Genomic DNA, 21349 nt, shown 5'->3' on the forward strand with positions numbered 1-21349 from the left:
CCCTACTGCGCGACGGCCCTCACCATCGCGGCGAGGTCGGCCGGCCCTCCCACCGGCCAGCCCGCCTCGGCGGCAGCGAGCCGGAGCGCCCCCACCACGGGCATCTCGGCGGTGCGCAGCAGTGCCGCCGGGAACCCCGTGGCCAACGCGGCGCGGACCCCGTCCCGGACCGGGCCGTCGGTCGTGAGCAGCGAGCCGGCGAGCACGATCTCCGCGGGGGTGGGGTCCGCGACCACCTGTGCGGTGCCGACCAGTGCGGCGACAGCGTCCGCGATGATCACGCCGGCCACCTCGTCCCCAGCGGTGGCAAGGCTCGCCACCAGCGGCGCCACGGCGCCGTACTGGGCGGGTGCCATGGAGTGCACGGCGACGACGAGTGCCTGGCGTGCCTCGACGCCGTCGGGGACACCGGCCCAGTCCAGGACGGCGGCGGTGAGCGCAGTGCCCGGGCCGCGCCCGTCCAGCTGCGCGGCCGCGGCGCGCAGCCCCGCCAGCCCGATCCACACGGCGGACCCGCCGTCGCCGAGGATCCAGCCCATGCCGTCACATCTGGTGGTGACCTCGAGCCCGGCCCACGGGTCACGGGTGGGCCCGATGGCGCCCCGGACACGGTCCGGGACCCCGACCCGGCACGCGACGGCGCCGGTGCCGCTGAGCAGCAGCATCCCGTCCGGGGCCTCTGCGGCCGCCGCGTAGGCGATCGTCAGGTCGCCGCGGACCTGGGGGACGCCGGGCAGGCCGGCGTCCGCCCAGGCGGCGGCCGTCACGTCGAGCACCTCGCGGACCGGTTCGCCGGTGCCGGCGCCTGCCATGCCGAAGAACCCGGACACCTCGATGGCGTCGGCAACCAGCCCTGGCTCCCTGGCCCGGGCGGCCACGAGCGCGGCCGTGAGCGTCTGGGCCAGGTTCGCACGGACCGAGCCGGGCGAGCTGCGGATGTTGCCACCCGGGCCGGTCCGGTAGCTCAGCACCGGGCCGCCGGCAAGCCCGACGGCCACCTTGCTGGACGTACCACCGACGTCGGCCCCGACGATCACCCGGCGGCGCACACCCACCGGACCGGCCTCACTCACCGGGAAGGACCACCCCGAGCTGGCGGCGGGCCTCGTCCATGGTGGCCATCACCGCGATGGTCCCCTCCGGGTCGTGCCGCGGGGAGAACGTCTCGCCGGCGTGCACCCGGCGGGCCACCTCCGCGGCCTGGTAGGCGAACCCGGCGCTCACCTCGGGCGAGAAACTGCGGGCCTCACCGTGCCGTGGGCGCACCGTGACGGTCGTGGGTGCGTAGAACGTCCCGGCGAGCTCGATCCGCCCCTCGGTGCCGTTGATCGTCGCGGCGTTCGCGGTCGCCGAACGCATCGTCGCGTGCAGTAGCGCCACCGCCCCGGCGGCCGTCCGCAGCGTGATCGCCTCCGTGTCGTCCACGCCGGTCGAGGTCAGGGTGCCGACGGCGGTGACCTGCTCCGGGGGACCGAGGATGTCGTGCGCGAACGAGACCGGGTAGACGGTCAGATCGAGCATCGAACCGCCCGCCAGCGCGGGGTTGCGCATCCGGTGCGTGTCACCGAGAGTGCGCATGTCCTGCCCGTGCTCGGCGGTCACGCTGACCACCTCACCGATCTCACCGGAATCGAGCACCCCGTGCACGGCGATCATGTGCGGCAGGAACCGGGTCCACATCGCCTCCATGGCGAACAGGCCACGGTCGGCGGCGGCAGCGAACAGGCTCCGGGCCTCGCCGGCGTTGCGGGTGATCGACTTCTCCACCAGCACGTGCTTGCCGGCCCCGAGCGCGAGCAGGGCATGCTCGAGGTGCGCCGAGTGCGGGGAGGCGATGTAGACCGCCTCGACCTGCGCGTCGGCGACGAGTTCCGCGTAGCTGCCGTACGCCGTCGGGATCCCGTACTCGTCGGCGAACGCACGGGCGCGCCCGGCGTCCCGCGAGCCGACCGCGACCACCGACGACGAGGTGTTCGCGGGGATCTCCGCGGCGAACTTCCGGGCGATGCCCCCGGGGGCGAGGATGCCCCAGCGCAGGGCGGGGGCGTCGGCGGGGTCTGGGGCGGTTTCGAAGGCAGGGCCGAGTGTGCTCACGCACACACCTTAGGGTGCGGCGACGGGCCGCCCGGCGTCGCCGTCGCGGCCGTCGGGCTCAACACGATGGCCCGACGGCGAGGGCCCGGTCGGTTCGGGCCCTCACCGGCGCGGGGCTACTTCTTCGCAGTCGTCTTCTTCGCGGCGGTCTTCTTCGCGGCGGGCTTGCGGGTGGTGCTCGCCCGGCCGGCAGGCTTCTTGGCCGGGCCCTTCGCTCGCTTCTCGGCGATCAGTTCGTAGGCCCGTTCGGCCGTCAGGGTCTCGACCGGGTCGTCCTTGCGCAGCGTCGCGTTCGTGGTGCCGTCGGTGACGTACGCGCCGAACCGCCCGTCCTTGACCACCACCGGCTTGCCCGAGACCGGGTCCTCGCCGAACTCCTTGAGCGGCGGTGCCGACGTGGCCCCGCGACCGCGCTTGGGCTGGGCGTAGATCTCCAGCGCCTGCTCGAGGGTGACGTCGAAGATCTGGTCCTCCGACGCCAGGGAGCGGGAGTCCGTGCCCTTCTTCAGGTACGGCCCGTACCGGCCGTTCTGGGCGGTGATCTCGTCCCCGGACTCCGGGTCCTTGCCGACCACCCGGGGCAGCGACAGCAGCTTCAGCGCGGAGTCCAGGTCCACCGTGTTCAGGTCCATGTCCTTGAACAGCGAGGACGTGCGCGGCTTCGCCTTGACCGCCTTCTTCGCGCCCTTCTTCGGCGCCTCGGCGTCGTCCGGCTCGGGCAGGATCTCGGTCACGTACGGTCCGTACCGGCCGGACCGGGCCACGATCTGGTGCCCGCTCTCTGGGTCGGTGCCGAGCTCACGGTCGCCGTCACCGCCGGCCTCGAAGAGCTCTTTCGCCTTGGCGAGGGTGAGCTCGTCCGGGGCGATGTCCTCCGGGACGCTCGCGCGCCGGGCCTCGCCGCCCTCCTCCAGCGGGGGTGCCTCGATGTAGGGGCCGTACCGGCCGACCCGCAACACGATGTCCTCGCCGACGCTGATGGAGTTGATCTCCCGGGCGTCGATCTCGCCGAGATCCTCGACCTGGTGCTTCAGCCCTTCGACGCCGTCGCGCCCGAAGTAGAACCCGGCCAGCCAGTCCACCCGGTCCGCCTCGCCCGCGGCGATCCGGTCCAGGTCGGACTCCATCGCGGCGGTGAAGTCGTAGTCGACCAGCCGCGGGAAGTGCTCCTCGAGCAGACGCACCACGGAGAACGCGAGCCAGCTCGGCACCAGGGCCTGGCCCCGGCGCAGCACGTAGCCGCGGTCGGTGATGACGCCGATGGTGGCCGCGTAGGTCGACGGGCGGCCGATCCCCCGTTCCTCCAGCGCCTTGACCAGGCTCGCCTCGGTGTACCGGGGCGGCGGGGACGTCTCGTGACCATCGGCCACCAGCTGCTCGGTGGCCACACCGTCGCCGACCTGCAGGTCCGGCAGCCGGGCTTCCTTGGCGTCGCCCTCCTCGTAGCGCTCGACGTCCCGGCCCTCTTCGTACGCGGCGAGGAAGCCGCGGAAGGTGATGACCGTGCCGGACGCCGCGAACTCGGCGTCGCGCCCGTCGGTTGCCGTCGTGCCCAGCCGGATGGACGCCGTCGACCCCTTGGCGTCCGCCATCTGCGAGGCGACGGTGCGCTTCCAGATCAGCTCGTACAGGCGGAACTGGTCGCCGGCGAGTTCGCGGGCCACCTGGGCGGGGGTCCGGAAGGAGTCCCCGGCGGGGCGGATCGCCTCGTGGGCCTCCTGGGCGCCCTTCGACTTGGTCGCGTACATGCGCGGCTTCGCCGGGATGTAGTCCGCGCCGTACAACTCGGTGGCCTGTTTGCGGGCGGCCGAGACGGCCTGACCGGACAGCGCCGAGGAGTCGGTACGCATGTACGTGATGTACCCGTTCTCGTACAGAGTCTGCGCGGTCCGCATCGCCTGCCGGGAGTTCATCCGGAGCTTGCGGGACGCCTCCTGCTGCAGCGTGGAGGTCGTGAACGGGGCGGCCGGACGGCGGGTGTAGGGCTTCTCCTCGACGGAGCGCACCTGTACCTGGCAGCCCTCGAGCGCGGTGACCAGGCCGCGTGCGTCGGCCTCGGTGAGCTGGACGGCGGCGCGGGTACGAAGCACCCCGTCGTCACCGAAGTCCTTGCCGGTGGCCACGCGGGCGCCGTCGACGGCCACAAGCCGGGCTCCGAACGAGGTGCCGGCGGTCTGCTCGCGGCCACCGGTGAACGTGCCCTTGATGTCCCAGTACTCCGCGCTGCGGAACGCCATCCGCTCGCGCTCACGCTCCACCACCAGGCGGGTGGCGACGGACTGCACCCGGCCTGCGCTCAGGCCCTGGCGGACCTTGCGCCACAGCACCGGGGAGACCTCGTAGCCGTACAGGCGATCCAGCAGGCGGCGGGTCTCCTGGGCGTCGACGAGGCGGGTGTCCAGGTCCCGGGTGTTCTCCAGGGCCCGCTGGATGGCCTCCCGGGTGATCTCGTGGAACACCATCCGCTTGACCGGGACCTTGGGCTCGAGCACCTCGAGCAGGTGCCACGCGATGGCCTCGCCCTCGCGGTCCTCATCGGTGGCGAGGTAGAGCTCGTCGGCGCCCTTGAGGAGTTTCTTGAGCTCGGCGACCTTCTTCTTCTTGTCCGCGTCGACCACGTAGTAGGGGTCGAACCCGTTGTCCACGTCGATCGCGAACTTCTTGTAGGGCCCCTTCTTCATCTCGGCGGGCAGCTCGGAGGGCTGCGCCAGGTCCCGGATGTGTCCCACGCTGGCCTCGACGTCGAAGTCGGAGCCCAGGTAGCCGGCGATGGTGCGAGCCTTCGCCGGGGACTCGACGATGACCAGCCTGCGATGGGGTGTGGTCACACGGACCTTCCTTCTCAGTTCGCGCCGACCGGACACGGCGGCGCGTTTAGGGGGACACTGCGGCTCGACGGTACATCGTCTTTCGGCGGATCGTCGCGGATCCTGACCCGGCACCGGCCCTGTCGGGCCCGCTGGGGGCCGTTGCGCGCCGGCCGGATCGTCACATCACGCACCCGAGCCACCGGCGCCGCTCACCCTGGGGCGAGCGTGGTACCGCCGCTGGAACGAGGGTACCTCTCCCCAGGCCCGTGACCGGTTCCGACCCACATCCGCGGCTAGTGTCGGTGCCACGGGATCGGACTCCGGGTCGCCCACGCGACCGTGTTCCGACCGGGTCGCCACGACCGGCGTCCCACCCGCCACCGCCTCTCGCACCCACCGGAGCACCATGTCCCAGCAAGCCCCTGCGCCCGCAGCCGCCCGCCGACTCGAGCCGTCCGACGTCGCCCGCGCCCAGGCGATCGTCGAGCGCATCGGCACCTCGTTCCGGAGCCGGGTGGTCGGTCAGGGCAACCTCCAGCTGAGCCTGGTGGTGGCCCTGATGACCGGTGGGCACGTGCTCCTGGAGTCGGTACCGGGCCTGGCCAAGACGACCGCGGCGGCGACGCTCGCGGACGCGGTGCAGGGCTCGTTCACCCGGATCCAGTGCACCCCGGACCTGCTCCCGGCGGACATCGTCGGCACCCAGGTGTACGAGCCGGCCACCGGCCAGTTCAGCACCCAGCTCGGCCCGGTGCACGCGAACTTCGTGCTGCTCGACGAGATCAACCGGTCCTCGGCGAAGACCCAGTCCGCGATGCTCGAGGCGATGCAGGAGCGGCAGACTTCGATCGGCGGCGTCATCCACGAGCTCCCGAAGCCGTTCGTGGTGCTCGCCACCCAGAACCCGATCGAGCAGGAGGGCACCTACGAGCTGCCCGAGGCCCAGCTGGACCGGTTCCTGCTGAAGGAGATCCTCACCTACCCGAGCCACGCCGAGGAGATCGAGATCCTCGACCGGATCGAGCGCGAGGTGTTCGACCAGGACCTGCCGGCCGGGTCCCAGGTGAGCCTGGACGAGGTGCGCTACCTGCAGGGCGTGGTCAAGGGCGTCTACCTCGACCCGGCCATCAAGTCCTACATCGTGGCCCTGGTGCAGGCCACCCGGCCGCCGTCGCGGGCCCTCGGCGAGCGCCTCGGCCGGTACCTCACCTGCGGCGCGAGCCCGCGGGCGTCGATCACGTTCCAGCAGGTGGCCCGGGCTCTCGCGGTCGTGGCCGGGCGTACCTACGTGATCCCCGAGGACGTGCAGCGGCTGCGCCACCAGGTGTTGCGGCACCGGATCATCCTGAACTTCGAGGCGGTCTCGGACCGGGTCACCGCCGAGCAGGTGGTGGACGCGGTCTTCGCGGCCACCCCCACGCCGTAACGGAGCCTCGATGTCCTCCCTGTTGGTCGAGGTCCGGACCAAGATGTCGATCCACGCCCACGAGAAGGTGCGTGGGCTTCTGGCGGGCGAGTACGCGTCCGTGCACAAGGGCCGCTCCATGGACTTCGACGACCTGCGCGAGTACCAGCGCGGCGACGATGTCAAGGACATCGACTGGAAGGCCACCGCCCGCAGCGGACACGTGCTGCTGAAGCGGTACGTGGCGGTCAAGAAGCACAACGTGCTGCTCGTCGTGGACACCGGCCGGACCATGTCCGCGACCGCCGCCGGCGGTGGGAACAAGCGGGACGTGGCGGTGCTCACCACCGGCGTGATGGGCCACGTCGCCACCCAGCACGGCGATCTGGTCGGCCTGGCCTGTGGCGACGCCGACGGCGTCACGTACCTACCCCTGCACGGCACCTCCGGGCACCTGGAATCGTTGCTGCAGCGCATCCACGCCAGGATCCGCACCGACGGCGCCGCCCAGGACCTGCTCGGGCTGCTGGACTCCGTGCGGCGGGCCATCACCCGGCGGATGATCGTGCTGATCGTCACCGACGAGGTGGAGCTCGGCCCGGCCCACGAGGAGGTGCTGCGCCGGCTGCGGGTGCAGCACGAGGTGCTCTGGCTGACCATCTCCGACGCGCTGCTCACCGACGACCGCTTCGCCGGGCGGGACCTGCTCGACGTCGACGAGCTCGAAGGGCTACCGGCCGCGCTGCGGGACGACCCGCAGCTGCGCCGCGAGCACGCCGCCGCCCTGGCGGCCGCCCGCGGCGGCCGGGACGCGCTGCTACGCCGGGTCGGGATCGCGGCGGAGCGTATCGGCTCCGACGCGGAGGTCATCCCCGCCGTGTTCCGGCTCCTCGAGAAGCAGCGGGCCGCCCGTGGCTGACGACCTCTACGACCCGTGGCACTACGGCGCCCTCTGGCCGGTGCTCGGTGCGCTGCTCGTGGTGGCCGTGCTCGGCTGGTTCGGGTACCTGTTCTGGAGCACCCGGGCGGTGCCGGCGACGGCGCAGTCGGCCCCCATGCACGGCCGCAGCCTGGCCGAGCTGAAGCAGGCGCACCTGGCCGAGCTCCACGCCGTCGGGGTTGAGCACGCCGCCGGCCGCCTGCCCGAACGGGACGCCTACCAGCGCCTCAGCGCGATCGTGCGGACCTTCGCGTTCGCCGCTTCCGGGGTGCCCGCGCACACCATGTCCCTGGCGGACCTGAAGCGGCACCATCCCGGGGTCCTTCCGGCCGCGATCGAGCAGCTGTATCCGGTCGAGTTCTCCGCCCCCGAGGCCGGCGTGGACGCGACCGATGGCCGCGGCGGCGCGGCCGACGTGCCGGGCGCGGTCGCTCTCGCGGCCGGTCTGGTGGGAGGTTGGCGATGACCGTCTCGATCCTGTGGGGCTGGCTGATCCCGGTGCTCCTGGTCGCGATCGCGGCCGGCGCGTGGTGGTGGTGGCGCCGCACGGCGGCCCGCACGTCCGCCGACGCCGTCCGGGTGGCGCACTCGGAGCGGCTCACGTCGTTGCCGCGCTATCGCGCGCTGGCTGCCCGACGGCGGCAGCTGCTGACCGCGATGACGGTCGCCGTCGTAGGTCTCGCCGTGGCCGGTACCGTGCTGCTGGCCCGCCCGATCGGGGCGTCCGCGACCGAGCCGGAACTGCACACGCGCGACATCATGCTCTGCCTGGACGTGTCCGGATCGATGGACTCCTTCAACGAGGAGTTGCTGGCCACGTTCGCCGAGCTGGTGCCGCAGTTCGAGGGCGAACGGATCGGCATGACGATGTGGGACAGCTCCGCCGTGACCGTGTTCCCGCTGACCACGGACTACGCCTACGTCACCGAGCAGCTGACGATGCTCTCGCAAGGGTTCGCGGAGAACGACTTCGCCCAGCTGCGAGGCACCTACTACGGCGAGGGTGGCTCCTCGCTGATCGGGGACGGCCTGGTCTCGTGCGCGCTCCGGTTCGATGCGGTCGACACCGACCGGTCCCGCTCGATCATCATGGCCACTGACAACTACGTGTCCGGCAACCCGCTCGTGACCCTGCCGGAGGCGGCCCGGCTAGTGGCCGACCGTGACATCCGGCTGTACGCGCTGAACGTGACGTCCTGGGGTGAGAGCGACGAGAGCCTGGAGCTCGCCGAGGCCGCGGAACTGACCGGCGGGTCGAGCTACCTGATCGAGGAGCCGGAGGAGATCGCGGCGCTCGTAAACACGATCGCCGATTCCGAGGCGGCCGCGTTCACCGGCGCACCCCAGGTGCTGGAGTACGCGGCTCCCGGGGTGTTCCTGGCGCTCGGCGGGGCCGGCCTGGTCGCGTTGATGGGTCTCGCGTGGAAGGCCGGGCTATGACGTTCCTGCCCGTGGCCCCGTGGTGGCTGATCGCCGTGTTCGCCGCGGTGACCGTCGGCTTCGCCGTGTGGGCGGGCCGGCAGGATCCGCGCCGGCGCCGGGCCTGGCTGCGCCGGGCCGGGATCGCCGCGCTGCTCGCCGTGATCGCGCTGCGGCCGGGTATCCCCGACCCGGACGCCCGCGCCGCCAACACGAACGTCGACGTGTTCTTCGTGGTGGACACCACGAGCTCGATCGTCGCCGAGGACCACGACGGCGGCCGGCCCCGCCTCGAGGGCGTCGCCGAGGACGTGGTCGCGATCGCCGACGCTCTACCGGGCGCCCGGTTCACGCTGCTCACGTTCGACCAGATCGGCCGGGTGGAGCTGCCGCTGACCGACGACACGACGGCGCTGCGCACCGCCGTGGAGGTGCTCCGGCCGGAGATCGCGTTCTACTCGGCGGGCAGCTCGCCGCTGACGGCGGTCGAGGTGATGACCGAGCGGCTCACCTCGGCGCAGGAACAGGAGCCGGACCGGACCCGGGTCGTGTTCCTGATGACCGACGGCGAGACCACCACGAGCTCCCCGCCGGAGGCCTCGTTCGCCTCGCTCGCGGACCTCGTCGACGATGGCGCGGTGCTCGGGTACGGCACCGCGGAGGGCGGGCGGATGCTGGAGCACACCGGCTACGACTCCGAGGACCGGTACCTCCAGGACAACAGCCAGTCCCCCAGCACGGACGCGATCTCCCGGATCGACGAGGCGGCGCTGACGGCGATCGCCGGCGAGCTGGGCGTGGACTACGTGCACCGGACCGCGCCGGGCGGTCTGGAGGACGTCGTCGACGTCCAGACCGGTGGCCTCGAGGTCACCGATGAGGAACTGGCCGGGCGGGCCGACCTGGGCTGGCTGCTCGCCGTGCCGCTGCTCGCACTGGTGCTCTGGGAGGGGGCGCTGCTGGTCCCCGAACTGCTCGCGATCGGCCCGGCCCGGCGCCGCGGCGCCGACCGGGACCGCAGCTCGATCAGAGCCGACCGGGACCGCACCCCGACGAGCGGCGACCGGGTACCCACGACCGGAGCCGACCGGGGTCGCCCCACGCCAGACGGCGGGCCGGACCGCGCGGCGACCGGTGCCGACCGGGACCGCACCACGAACGGAGCCCTCCGATGACGACCCCGACCACCGCGCCGCCGTCGACCCCTCGGAACCACGACGGTGCTCGGCCCGGCCCCGGGACCGGTCCCCGCACCGACTCCGCCCAGCCCGGCAGCACCGACACCGCCGCCGTCAACGACCAACACAGGCTCCGCCGTCGACGGCTCCTGCGCTGGTCGATCGGACCGGCAGCGGTCGCCCTGCTGATCGCCGGCAAGCTGCTCGGCACCCCGATCCTGAACGCCACCGCGGTGTCGGCGTACGAGGCGGGCGTCGCGGACCCGATGGAGTACGAGCGCAGCCAGCGGCTGTTCACCCTCGCCGGCTTCGCGAATCTGTTCGAGCGCGAGGTGTCGCCGTTCAACCAGGGCGATGTGCTGTTCCGGCTCGGGGACCTGCCCGGTGCCCAGGCCCAGTTCGAGCAGGCCCTCGGTCTGGCCGGCCCGGACCGCGCCTGCCAGGTGCGGGTGAACCTCGTGCTCAGCATCGAGGCCCAGGGCGACGCGCTCGGCGACGTCCCCGGCGCACAGGCCCACTACGACGCGGCCCTGGCCGTCATCGACGAGGCCGCGTACTGCTTCTCCGAGCAGGCCAGCAGCGAGGCGTCCGAGGCGGGCGATCGGCTGATGGAGGCGCAGGAGCGCATCGAGGAGAGCTCGGACCCGCAATCAGGCGAGGGCGAGGGGGAGGACGGGGACGAGGGGGAGGACGGCGAGGACGAGGGCGAACCCGAGTCGGCGCCCGACCAGAGCACCCTCGAGCAGCTGGAGGAGCAGCAGGCCGCGGCCGCCGAGGAGCGCGCCGACGGCGAGCAGAACCAGGAGTCGCGGGACTACGAGCCCGCGGAGTACGACGACGCCCGGTGGTGAGGACGCATCGCGAGCATCGCGAGGGTCGCCACCGCTGACGCCGCGATCACCGACGAGCACGAACCGACGTAGGCGATCACCTCGCCGGGACGTTCGTAGACCGGCACGTTCAGGGCTGTGATGGCGCCGATCACCGCGCCGAGCAGTCCGGTCGCGATGGCCACGACACTGAGCAGCGTGACCGCGTTCGCCGTCGGCGCACCGCGGTAGCCGCGGGGCAGTGAGCGGCGCCGCACGGAGCGGGCCGCCTCGATGATGAAGTACCAGAACGCGGCGACGGCGAACGCGGCGACCACGTCGGATGCGCGGTGCCACTCTCCGGCCATCGTGGCCAGGCCGGTCAGGGCCGCGTAGACGGCGCCGCCGACGGCGACGGGTCCGCGCCAGCGGTGCGGGGCGATCAGCAGTGCCGTCGCGGCGACCGACGCGGCCACCGTGGTGTGCCCCGAGGGGAGCGAGTTGGACAGGGCCAAGGTGGCGCCGAGATCCGGTCGAGGCAGGACCGCCTTGAGGATCTGGGTGGTCACGTTCGCGCCGACCAGCAGGAGCACCGCAGCCCCGGCGATCGACCAGCGGCGCTGGGCCACCGCGATCACCACGGCGGCCACCACCGCACCGGCAACGAACGGCACCGAGACCACGTCCAGGATGGGGAGCATCGCCTGGGTGAGGGTGAGCGGGCCGGCGTCCGCACCGGAGAGCGCGGCGTCGTCGATGAGCTGCCCGAGCCGGGTCGTCACGAAGAACCACCACGTGACCACCAGGACCGCGGCGGATGCGAGGGCCGCGAGCAGCGGGGCAGTCAGCCCGCGCCTCCCGCGGGCGTCGAGAGGCGCCGGGGTCGGAGCCATGGTCACAGCAGTCATCCTCCACGGTAACCATGGCGCGAGGCCAGATACCGCGCCGACGTGCGCACGGGTGGTGAGACTCGTGTGTAGATCTGTTGGTCCGCCGTCGTCCGGGCCTGGCGCGGGTGCGCCCGCGAAGGTGGCTGCGCGGCGCGCGGGTGCGGCGCCGAGGTGTGCGGCGCCCGGGTGCGGCGCCGCCGCGGTCACTCGGGCAACAGCAGGAGCCCGTCGAGGATCAGCCCGCGGACGTCCGGCAGGACGTCCGCCAGGATGTCGGCGGGACGGGTGTCGGTGAGCACCGCGACCCCCGACGCGATCTGTCCGACCGTGAGTTCGCCGTCGCTCGCTCCGACCACCGCGGCCAGCGCGGTGCCCGCGCGCACGGTCCGCGCGAGACCGCCCCCTTGACGCAGCACGATCACTTGAGGGTCCACCTGACCGGGCGTGTAGTGCCGTTCCTCCGTGACGTCCCCGGCCACGCGCAGCCGTTGGTCGGCGAGCCGTTCGTCCTCGAGGTGCGCGAGGCGGTCCTTTGCGGCGAGGGTCGCGGCGATCGTGGGCCCGAGGGTGGGCGCCAGGGTCCCGGTGATCTCCTCGCACCGGTGCCACGGCTGGGCAGCGGGCCGCTGCGGCTTGTGCAGGGTGACGTAGCCGAACCCGACGGCGTCCACTCCCCTGGCCTCGAAGTCGTCCAGCCAGGCGGTGTAACCGCGCTGCCAGGCGGCCGCGTCACGGTCCGGTGTGATGCCGCCGTCCCGCAGCCAGGTCTCGGCGTACTCGGCAGGGTCGGCGTACTCGCGCTGGATGACCCAGCCGTCGAGGCCGCTGTCGGCGAGCCATTGCTGGACCCGGTCGAAGGCACCCTCCCCGCGGTGCACCTCCCAGTTGGCGAGGAACTGCGCCGTGCCGCCCGGTGCGAGCACCGCGCCGACGCCGGTGATCAGGTCACGGACGAGGTCATCACCGCGGCGACCGCCGTCGCGGTAGGTATAGGTCTCCATGGCCTGAGCCGCACCCTCGGTCGCGCGCGGGGTGATCACGAAGGGCGGGTTGGAGACCACAAGATCGAACTGCTCGCCCGCCACGGGTTCGAGCATCGAACCTCGCCGCAGGTCGACGGCGCAGTTGTTCAGGGTCGCATTGAACGCCGCGAAGGCGAGGGCCGCGGCGGAGATGTCGGTGCCGACCACCGACTGCGCGAAACCGGCCAGGTTGAGCGCCTGGATGCCGCTCCCCGTGCCCAGGTCCAGCGCCCGCCCGACGGGGGTGCGTACCGTGAGTTCGGCCAGCGTGCGCGAGGCGCCGCCCAGGCCGAGGACGTGCTCGGCACCGACCGCGTCGCCTGTGGTGGCCTCGCCGAGGTCGGCGGCGAGCCACAGGCCGCCGCCGGATGTGTCCACCGGGCGTAGGTCGACGCGGGCCGTGACCCGGTCCTCCGGTGCCGTGCCGGCGGCGGTCAACAGACCGAGGCCGGCGGCGCCCTCGACACCGAGGTGCGGGAGCGCACCCGTCGCCTCGGCGACCGTGACCTCGTCGCCGAGGATGAAGAGCCGGAGGAGGGCAGCGGCCGGATCGTCGCTGCTGCGGGCCGTCCGGATCGCCGGGAGCACCTGTTCGCGCGCCATCGCAGCCGTCGCGACGGCGCCGAGCACGTCGCCGAGCGTGTCGACGTCGTAGTGGCTGTGTAAGAGATCGGATCGCAACAGGTCGATCTGCTGGGGCGAGCCGCCGATGCCTGTCACAGCGGCCAATCGTAGAGGGCGACGGGCGCGTGCCACGACGGTCGCCATAGACCACCCCTACGACAGTCGAGAGAGGCTACCTCGGAGGGCTGTTGACGGAGGGTCATCGATGCGTCCCGGAGCTTGATTTTGGGTGGTTGGGATTGGCTGATGTCCCTGTATCCACAACGGAAATCGGGGTTCTTGCGCTGTCGGTGGAGCGTCCTAGAGTGGAGGCCAAGCAGTCAAACATACGTACGAAACCGGCAGGGTCCCCGGGACCCGGAACTTCGATGGGGAGGTGAGCACACATGGACGACACCACAACCACCACCAGCGGTGGCGGCTCCGGCAGCAGCGGCGGCAGCGGTGGCCCGTCGGGTGCGGGTGTGGCGCTCGCCTCCCGGATGCACCTGTCCCTGGCGGAGTTGATGTCGGGGTCGTTGGATGACCAGCTCATCGCGATCGAGGCGATCACCCAGTCCATCGCGACCGCTGATCCTGTTGCCGAGTCCGACCGGTACGGGTCCCGGTTCCTGGGCCACGCAGCACTACGGACCCACCTGATCACGCAGGCGTTGACCGGTGCTCAACTGGACTGGATGGGCGCCGAGGCCGAGGCCGGGACCTGGGACACCAGCAAGGGGTTCCGGACTTACCCGCACTACGTGGCCAAGACCTACGGCATCAGCGGTGCCAACGCCCGCCGCATGTCCACCCTGGCCACCGGTCTACGCAACAGCCTGCCCGCGACCCGCACGTGGTTGCGGACCGGGCAGATCGGCATCGACCAGGCCCAGATCCTGCTCAAGGCCACCACCACCCAAGCCGCGGTCGACGGCCTCCAGTACCCCGCCACCCCCACCGACCCCGCCGGGGACGACGGCTCGGGCGACGCCGGCTCGGGCGACACGGACCCGACCACGGTCACCGACACCACCGACGGCGCTGACGCCACCGACGGTCCTGACACGGCCGAGGGGACCGACCCGGCAGGCGAGGGCGCGACCGGCACCGGCGACGCCGGCGACGGGACCGACCCCACGTCCTCCGACGCCGGCGACGGGACCGACCCCACGTCCTCCGACGCCGTGGGTGGCACCGACACCACCGGTTCTCCTGCGACCGGTGGTGGTCGGGTGCAGACGGTGGAGGAGTTCCTCCTGAGTAATGCCGCCACGCGGTCTCCGGAGGACCTGCGCAGGCTGGTCGATCACTTCGTCGCGATCGCCGACCCCGACGCCACCAATAAGGCGCACCGGGCTGCGGCCGACCGTGAGTTCTTGAACATCGACCGGACCATGGACGGCTACCACGTGGCCGGGTTCCTCACCCTCGAACACGGCCAGTACATCCGCACCGCCCTCGAAGCGATCATGGGCAAGCCCGCCGCCGGTGAGACCCGCACCTCCGGTCAACGCCGCGCCCAAGCCCTCAGCGACCTCGCCCACATGATGTTGGACCAAGGCAAAGTCGGCACCTCCGCCTCCGTCCGCCCCCACCTCGGCGTCCTGATCAGCTACCCCGAATTCCTCGACGCCATCAACACCACCGACACCACCGAAGCCGCCAACGCAGCCGAAGCCGCCGAAGCAGCCGAGGCCGCGGAAGCAGCCGAGGAAGCAGCAGCTGACGAGGCACCCGAAGCTGCGGATGTGGCCAGCCCGACGGCACCCCCGCCGACGATCACCGAACCCCTGCCCGGCCTGGCCACCACCACCGACCCGACCGACCGCCGCCCCCGCAGCAGCGACGGCAGCCCGAGCGGCCCGAGCGGCCCGTCCGGCCAGGCCGCGACTGGCAAGGTGGCCACCCCGGCCCCGGCGGACGAGCCCGGCTCTCCCACGCAAGCACCCACCCCGGCCCCGGCGGACGAGCCCGGCTCTCCCACGCCAGCACCCACCACGCCGACCGGGCCCAACACAGCAGATGCCACCGGGCCGACGAGCGACACGAGCGCACCTGCGGAAGCACCCACCCTGCCGTCAAGCACGCCGGACAGGACCGGTGTGCCCGACTGCCAATCGCCGCCCGTCGGGCCACTGGGCCAACCCATCACCGGCACCGGCACCGATAGCACCGCTGTGCCCCGCACCGACAGCACCGCACTACCCGGTGCGACCGGCACCACCGTGCCCGGTGCCAACGGGACCGCCCTGCCCGGTGCCAACGGGACCGCCCTGCCCGGTGCCAACGCGACCGCTGTGCCCGGTGCCAACGGCACCGCTGCGCCCGGTGCCAACGGCACCGCCCTGCCCGGTGCCAACGGGACCGCCCTGCCCGGTGTCAACGGCACCGCCCTGCCCAGCACCGAGCGGGACTGGGCCGCGCTCCTCGCCGCCGGACCCGCGACGTTCATCGACAACACCGGACCCGTCCCCCGCGACCTGCTCGACCGCATCATCGGCTGCGCCGGCGAGATCTACCGCATCATCTTCGGACCCGACAACGAAATCCTCAACCACGGCCGCGCCCACCGCCTCTTCACCGCCGCCCAACGCCGAGCCCACGTCGCCCGCGACCGCCACTGCGTCCACCCCGACTGCACCGTCCCACCCGAACGCTGCGAATCACACCACAGCACCCACTGGGCCAACGGCGGCAACACCGACCTCCACGACGCAGCCCTGCTCTGCTACCACCACCACCACTGGGTCCACACCCACAACATCACCATGACCAGACGCCACGGGAAATGGCACTTCTACAAGCCAGACGGCACCGAAATCCTCCCCACCCGAAACCCCTGGAACTGACGCGGCCCGCGAGGACCGGGTCAAGCGGATCCGTTGGGGCGGCTCGCGGGCCGCGCAGCCGGATCCACGCGTGACCGCCACGCCCGGGGTGCACCGTTCGCCCGTTGGACACCATCTGGATGCAGGTTGTCTCTACCTTGTCCCTATGGACGAGACGAACAAGGCGGTGTCGCCTGCGCCAGGTGCCTCGAGCACCGACAGCGATCCGAAGGCGCCGCCGAGCCGGATCCTGACCTGGCCGGTGACCGCGTGGGCGCTCTGGGACTGGGGCTCCGCAGCGTTCAACGCGGTGATCACCACGTTCGTCTTCACGGTCTACATCACCTCGGACGCGTTCGGCCCGGGCGCGGAGTCCACGCTCGGGTGGGTCCTCGCCGGAGCGGGTGTTCTGATCGCATTGTTCGCTCCCATCACGGGCCAGAGCGCGGACCGGGCCGGTCGACGCACCCTCTGGCTGACGGTCAACACCCTTCTGGTCGTGATCGCCTCGGCCGGGCTGTTCTTCGTCCAGCCCGCGCCCGAGTACCTCTGGCTCGGCCTTCTCCTGCTCGCCGGCGGCAACATCGCGTTCGAGTTCGCCTCCGTCAACTACAACGCCATGCTCAACGAGATCTCGACGGCGAGCACCGTGGGGCGGGTGTCCGGACTCGGCTGGGGACTGGGCTACATCGGCGGGATCGTGCTGCTGCTGATGGTCTACTTCGGCCTGATCAACCCCGAGGTGGGCGTCTTCGGTATCACCGGCGAGAACGGCATGGACGTCCGCGTCACCATGCTTCTTTGTGCCGCCTGGACCTTGCTGTTCTCGATCCCAGTGATCCTGACGATCCGGGACAAGCCCCGGGCAGCCACGGCGCGAGCCTCACGACCCGGTCTTCTCGAGTCCTACCGCCTGCTCTTCCGCACGATCGCCGATCTGTGGCGTGCGGACAAGAACACCGTTTTCTTCCTGATCGCCTCGGCTGTGTTCCGCGACGGCCTGGCCGGAGTGTTCACATTCGGTGGGGTGATCGCGGCCGGGGTGTTCGGGTTCAGCGCTGGGCAGGTGATCATCTTCGGCGTCGTGGCGAACGTTGTCGCCGGGGTCGCCACGATCGCGTTCGGTGCCCTGGACGACCTGCTCGGCCCGAAGCGCGTCATCGTGCTCTCATTGACGTGCATGATCATCGCCGGCACCCTCATCTTCTTCTTCCACTCCGGCGGAACCACGGTGTTCTGGATCCTCGGGTTGATCCTGTGCATCTTCGTTGGGCCGGCCCAGTCCGCCTCGCGCACATTCCTGGCCCGGCTCATCCCTGCGGGTCGCGAAGGTGAGGTCTTCGGTCTCTATGCCACGACCGGGCGAGCAGTCAGCTTCATGGCGCCCGCCGCGTTCTCAACGGCGATCCTCGTGGGCGTGGCCGTGACCGGGCAGACGAGGGATCAGGCGCAGTACTGGGGCATCCTCGGCATCATCCTGGTGCTGCTTGTCGGCCTGCTGCTGCTCATCCGGGTGCGCCCGCACGAGCACCATGACACGGCGCTGGAACAGCCGCCCGTCACCGGCTGACGCCCACGACGGGACCGTCCCGCCGGGGTCCCACCCAGACGCCTCGACCGGGCGCCGCTGTCGGTCGTGGTCCTGAAGCGCGTGCTCGCAGCGACGACCGACGGGCGAACTCGACGTCGTAGCCGGGTCAGGCCCAGTCGGTGACCTCGAGACGGCGTCCGGCCTGCGGTCCCGCTGCCGCGCGGGAGCGCAGATCATCGAGCGTGTCCAGGCCGGCCCGCAGGTAGCAGCCGGAGAGGTTGTCCAGCTCGCCGGCGGCGATCGCCGCGACGATCCCCACCACGGCCTCGGGTGGGGTCCAGTCGGTCCGGCCCGCGTGCATTCGCATCCCGGTGGACATGTCGGTCGGCACCACACCCGGCGCCACCTCGAACGCCCGCAAGCCGCGCGAGAAGCCGGCCGCGTGCAGCCCACCGCCGATGCGGAAGAGTGCGGTCTTGGCCGCGTTGTAGGAGCTCATCTCCGCGAAGTCGCGAGTGCCCGCCCCGGAGTTGAGGTCCACGACCCGTCCGCCGCCGCGACTCAGCATGCCCGGCACCACGGCCCGAGCCAGCAGGAACGGCCCGTACACGTCCGTGACGAGAACCTCGCGCCACTGCTCGGGATCCGCCTCCCAGAGCGGCACCTCGGCATCCACCAGGCCGGCGTTGTTGACGAGCAGATCCACCCCACCGAGGGCATACTCGGCCTCGGCGACCGCGGCATCGACTGCGACCCGATCGGTCACGTCCGCTGCCAGGACCACGGCACGACGACCACGGGCCTCGACCTCCTCGGCCACGCCCGTCAGCCGGTCGACGTCACGAGCGAGCAGCGCCACGTCCAGCCCCGCGTCGGCCAACCCGAGAGCGAGGTGCCGTCCGATGCCACGACTCGCGCCGGTGATCAGAGCGGTACGCGCGGAGTTTGGATCCATGTCCTCATCGTGCCATTGCCAACGCCTCGCGGATGGCGCGCTTGGCAGACTAGGAGTCATGACAGAAGACGCGGTGGACGTCAACGCGAAGTTCGATCTCTTCGCCGAGCACTGGTCGCCGAAGCTGGTCGCGCGCCTGAACGACTACGAGGTCAAGCTGGTCCGGATCAAGGGCGACTTCGTCTGGCATACCCACGAGGAGACCGACGAGTTGTTCCTCGTGCTGGACGGACTGCTCACCATCCAGCTGCGAGATCGGGACGTGGTCCTTGGCCCGGGTCAGCTGTTCGTCGTCCCGCGAGGCGTCGAGCACTGCCCGCGCGCGGACGAGGAGGTCAGAGCGCTACTCCTGGAGCCCGCGGGGGTGGTCAATACCGGTGACGCCGGAGGTGACCTGACAGCCGTGGTCGAGCAGATCTGATGAAGAGCCGGTGGGCGCCCCACGACCCTCACGGTCGTGGGACGCCCACCGGTGGAGGCGCGAGCGAACTCAGCCTGCCGCGATCTGGTCCGCTTCCCGTTCGGCCTGGGCCTCGTTGGCGGCGTCCACCTTCGATGCCCGCAGCCGAGAGGCGATGATCGCGCCGAACGCGATCAGGGCGGCCGCCGTGGCGATCGCGATCCGGACCACGTGGTTGGCGTCGGCCGGGATGCTCAGGAGTACCACGGCCGGTGCGATCAGCAGCGAGACCAGGTTCATCACCTTGATCAGCGGGTTGATGGCCGGTCCGGCGGTGTCCTTGAACGGGTCACCGACCGTGTCACCGATGACCACCGCGGCGTGAGCCTCGGAGTTCTTGCCGCCGTAGTGGCCGTCTTCGACGATCTTCTTGGCGTTGTCCCAGGAACCACCGGAGTTCGCGAGGAACACCGCCATCAGAACCCCGGCACTGATCGCGCCGCCGAGGAACCCGGCGAGCGCACCGACACCGAGGCCGAAGCCGACCGCGATCGGAGCGAACGCCGCCAGCAGACCCGGCGTCACCAACTCCCGCAGCGAGTCGCGGGTGCAGATGTCCACGACCTTGCCGTACTCCGGCCGGGTCTCGCCGGTCATGATGCCCGGGAAGTCCCGGAACTGGCGGCGCACCTCGAACACGATCGCCCCGGCCGCCCGCGTCACGGCGTCGATCGCCAGCCCGGAGAACAGGAACACGGTCGCAGCCCCGAGGATCACGCCCACCAGGGTGATCGGGGAGACGATCTCGTAGCTCAGCATCGACGCCACGAGATCGTTTCCTCGAGCCGCCGGATCGAAGCCGATGTCCGCCAGGGCCGTGTTCACCGCGTCCCCGTAGGAGCCGAAGAGTGCGGTCGCCGCGAGTACGGCGGTCGCGATCGCGATGCCCTTGGTGATCGCCTTGGTGGTGTTCCCGACGGCGTCCAGGTCGGTCAGGATCTGGGCGCCCTCCTCGTCGACGTCACCGGACATCTCGGCGATGCCCTGCGCGTTGTCGCTGACAGGCCCGAACGTGTCCATCGCGACGATGACACCGACGGTCGTGAGGAGCCCACAGCCCGCCAGCGCGATCAGGAACAGCGACAGCCAGATGGAACCGCCCGCGAGCAGGAACAGCCCACACAGGGCGGCCGCGATGATCCCCGCCGTGTACACGGCGGACTCGAACCCGACGCCGATGCCGGACAGCACCACGGTGGCGGCGCCCGTCCGGGAGGTGGCCGCCACGTGCTTGGTCGGCTTGGACGTGGTGCCGGTGAAGTACCCGGTCACCGCCAGGATGATCCCGGCCAGGATCACGCCGACCAGCACGGCCGCGGCCGTCACCAGCCGCGGGTCACCGGCGTGCTCGGCGAGATCGGCGCTGACGCCGGGGATCGCCGCGAAGGTCGAAGGCAGGTAGATGAACGCCGCCACGGCCGCGAGGCCGGCGCCGACGAGAGCGGAGATGTAGAAGCCGCGGTAGATCGCCCGCAGCCCGCTCTCCGTGCCACGCACGCGGGTGATCGCCACGCCCAGCACCGCCACGATCGCACCGATGGCGGTGACGATGAGCGGGAACACCAGCCCCTGCTCCCCCATGGTCGCCTTCCCCAGGATGAGGGCGGCCACCAGCATCACGGCGTAGGACTCGAACAGGTCCGCGGCCATGCCGGCACAGTCGCCGACGTTGTCACCGACGTTGTCCGCGATGGTGGCGGCGTTGCGCGGGTCATCCTCGGGGATGCCCTTCTCGACCTTGCCGACCAGGTCCGCGCCGACGTCGGCGGCCTTCGTGAAGATCCCGCCGCCGACGCGCATGAACATCGCCAGCAGCGCCGCGCCGAAGCCGAAGCCCTCCAGCACCGCAGGCGCATCCCCGCGGAAGCTGAGCACCACGGCCGCGGCACCGAGCAGGCCGAGGCCCACCACGCTCATGCCGACCACGCCACCGGTGCGGAACGCGATGCGCGCCCCCTCGGCGCGCCCGTTCGGTCTCGTCGCGGCGGCCGCGACGCGCAGGTTCGCGCGGGTCGCCAGCCACATACCGAGGTACCCGATCGCGGCGGAGAAACCCGCCCCGAACAGGAACGCGACCGACCGGCCGATCTTGATCGCGCCGTCACCGGGCAACAGGAACAACAACCCGAACACGACGACGGCGAAGATCGCCAGCGTTCGGAACTGCCGGCTCAGATACGCCGAGGCCCCCTCTTGGATAGCGGCGGCGATCTCCTGCATCTTCGGCGTACCCTCACCGGCGGCGAGAACCTGCTTCCGCAGGATCACCGCCAGGACCAGCGAGAGAACCCCGATGACAGCGATCACCGACACAATGACAACGCTCGTGGTTCCGAGCTCGAGCATCCGTCCTCCTCGACGAACTACACACACGTCCCAGGCATCCGTGTCGCCTTGGGCTG

At 71.4% G+C, this 21349-nt stretch carries 16 protein-coding genes; 9 read left to right on the forward strand and 7 right to left on the reverse strand.

Annotated features, from left to right (window positions below):
* Window positions 1–2: 2 nt before the first annotated feature.
* From KCQ71_RS14130 to topA, 3 genes are all read right to left on the reverse strand, one after another.
* A complete protein-coding gene (locus KCQ71_RS14130; protein WP_223406950.1) occupies window positions 3–1073 on the reverse strand; it encodes an N-acetylglucosamine kinase in 1071 nt (356 codons plus the stop codon).
* Window positions 1066–2094, reverse strand: a complete 1029-nt coding sequence (locus tag KCQ71_RS14135) for a Gfo/Idh/MocA family protein (protein WP_223406951.1) — start codon at window positions 2092–2094, stop codon at window positions 1066–1068. Before KCQ71_RS14135 ends, KCQ71_RS14130 begins: the two co-directional genes overlap by 8 nt.
* Before the next feature lie 116 nt (window positions 2095–2210).
* Complete coding sequence (topA, locus tag KCQ71_RS14140; RefSeq protein ID WP_223406953.1) at window positions 2211–4922, reverse strand: type I DNA topoisomerase; 2712 nt, start codon at window positions 4920–4922, stop codon at window positions 2211–2213.
* Between the two features lie 388 nt (window positions 4923–5310).
* Here topA and KCQ71_RS14145 point away from each other — a divergent pair, with 388 nt between their 5' ends.
* From KCQ71_RS14145 to KCQ71_RS14170, 6 genes are read left to right on the forward strand one after another with little or no spacing between them, the layout of a single operon-like run.
* The gene (locus KCQ71_RS14145) at window positions 5311–6330 is read left to right on the forward strand and encodes an AAA family ATPase (RefSeq protein WP_223406955.1); all 1020 of its coding nucleotides are present in this window, start codon (window positions 5311–5313) and stop codon (window positions 6328–6330) included.
* A 10-nt stretch (window positions 6331–6340) separates the two neighbouring features.
* Complete coding sequence (locus KCQ71_RS14150; RefSeq protein WP_223406957.1) at window positions 6341–7228, forward strand: DUF58 domain-containing protein; 888 nt, start codon at window positions 6341–6343, stop codon at window positions 7226–7228.
* Window positions 7221–7715, forward strand: a complete 495-nt coding sequence (locus tag KCQ71_RS14155) for a hypothetical protein (RefSeq protein WP_223406959.1) — start codon at window positions 7221–7223, stop codon at window positions 7713–7715. Before KCQ71_RS14150 ends, KCQ71_RS14155 begins: the two co-directional genes overlap by 8 nt.
* On the forward strand, window positions 7712–8689 hold the full coding sequence (locus KCQ71_RS14160; RefSeq protein WP_223406961.1) for a vWA domain-containing protein: 978 nt from the start codon (window positions 7712–7714) through the stop codon (window positions 8687–8689). Before KCQ71_RS14155 ends, KCQ71_RS14160 begins: the two co-directional genes overlap by 4 nt.
* Window positions 8686–9843, forward strand: coding sequence for a VWA domain-containing protein (locus KCQ71_RS14165; protein ID WP_223406963.1), 1158 nt, complete (start codon window positions 8686–8688; stop codon window positions 9841–9843). Before KCQ71_RS14160 ends, KCQ71_RS14165 begins: the two co-directional genes overlap by 4 nt.
* Entirely contained in the window at window positions 9840–10697 is an 858-nt protein-coding gene (locus KCQ71_RS14170) for a hypothetical protein (RefSeq protein WP_223406965.1), read from the forward strand. The genes KCQ71_RS14165 and KCQ71_RS14170 overlap by 4 nt, the downstream gene beginning before the upstream one ends.
* On the opposite strand, the gene KCQ71_RS14175 is transcribed toward KCQ71_RS14170, so the two are convergent.
* On the reverse strand, window positions 10661–11563 hold the full coding sequence (locus tag KCQ71_RS14175) for a phosphatase PAP2 family protein (RefSeq protein ID WP_223406967.1): 903 nt from the start codon (window positions 11561–11563) through the stop codon (window positions 10661–10663). The two genes, KCQ71_RS14170 and KCQ71_RS14175, sit on opposite strands and share 37 nt — an antisense overlap.
* Before the next feature lie 185 nt (window positions 11564–11748).
* The gene (locus tag KCQ71_RS14180) at window positions 11749–13287 is read right to left on the reverse strand and encodes a DUF7059 domain-containing protein (RefSeq protein WP_223406969.1); all 1539 of its coding nucleotides are present in this window, start codon (window positions 13285–13287) and stop codon (window positions 11749–11751) included.
* A gap of 290 nt (window positions 13288–13577) precedes the next feature.
* Here KCQ71_RS14180 and KCQ71_RS14185 point away from each other — a divergent pair, with 290 nt between their 5' ends.
* The gene (locus tag KCQ71_RS14185; RefSeq protein WP_223406971.1) at window positions 13578–16022 is read left to right on the forward strand and encodes an HNH endonuclease signature motif containing protein; all 2445 of its coding nucleotides are present in this window, start codon (window positions 13578–13580) and stop codon (window positions 16020–16022) included.
* Between the two features lie 145 nt (window positions 16023–16167).
* Complete coding sequence (locus KCQ71_RS14190) at window positions 16168–17571, forward strand: MFS transporter (protein ID WP_223406973.1); 1404 nt, start codon at window positions 16168–16170, stop codon at window positions 17569–17571.
* Window positions 17572–17698: 127 nt separating this feature from the next.
* On the opposite strand, the gene KCQ71_RS14195 is transcribed toward KCQ71_RS14190, so the two are convergent.
* A complete protein-coding gene (locus KCQ71_RS14195) occupies window positions 17699–18487 on the reverse strand; it encodes an SDR family NAD(P)-dependent oxidoreductase (RefSeq protein WP_223406975.1) in 789 nt (262 codons plus the stop codon).
* Window positions 18488–18545: 58 nt separating this feature from the next.
* Between KCQ71_RS14195 and KCQ71_RS14200 the strand changes: the two genes are divergently transcribed.
* Window positions 18546–18908 (forward strand): cupin domain-containing protein, encoded by a 363-nt coding sequence (locus tag KCQ71_RS14200; RefSeq protein WP_223406977.1) that lies wholly within the window; start codon window positions 18546–18548, stop codon window positions 18906–18908.
* Window positions 18909–18977: 69 nt separating this feature from the next.
* On the opposite strand, the gene KCQ71_RS14205 is transcribed toward KCQ71_RS14200, so the two are convergent.
* The gene (locus KCQ71_RS14205; protein ID WP_223406979.1) at window positions 18978–21293 is read right to left on the reverse strand and encodes a sodium-translocating pyrophosphatase; all 2316 of its coding nucleotides are present in this window, start codon (window positions 21291–21293) and stop codon (window positions 18978–18980) included.
* Window positions 21294–21349 lie beyond the last annotated feature (56 nt).

The sequence above is a fragment of the Occultella gossypii genome, assembly GCF_019947135.1.
In the GTDB taxonomy this organism is placed as follows: Bacteria; Actinomycetota; Actinomycetes; order Actinomycetales; family Beutenbergiaceae; genus Occultella; species Occultella gossypii.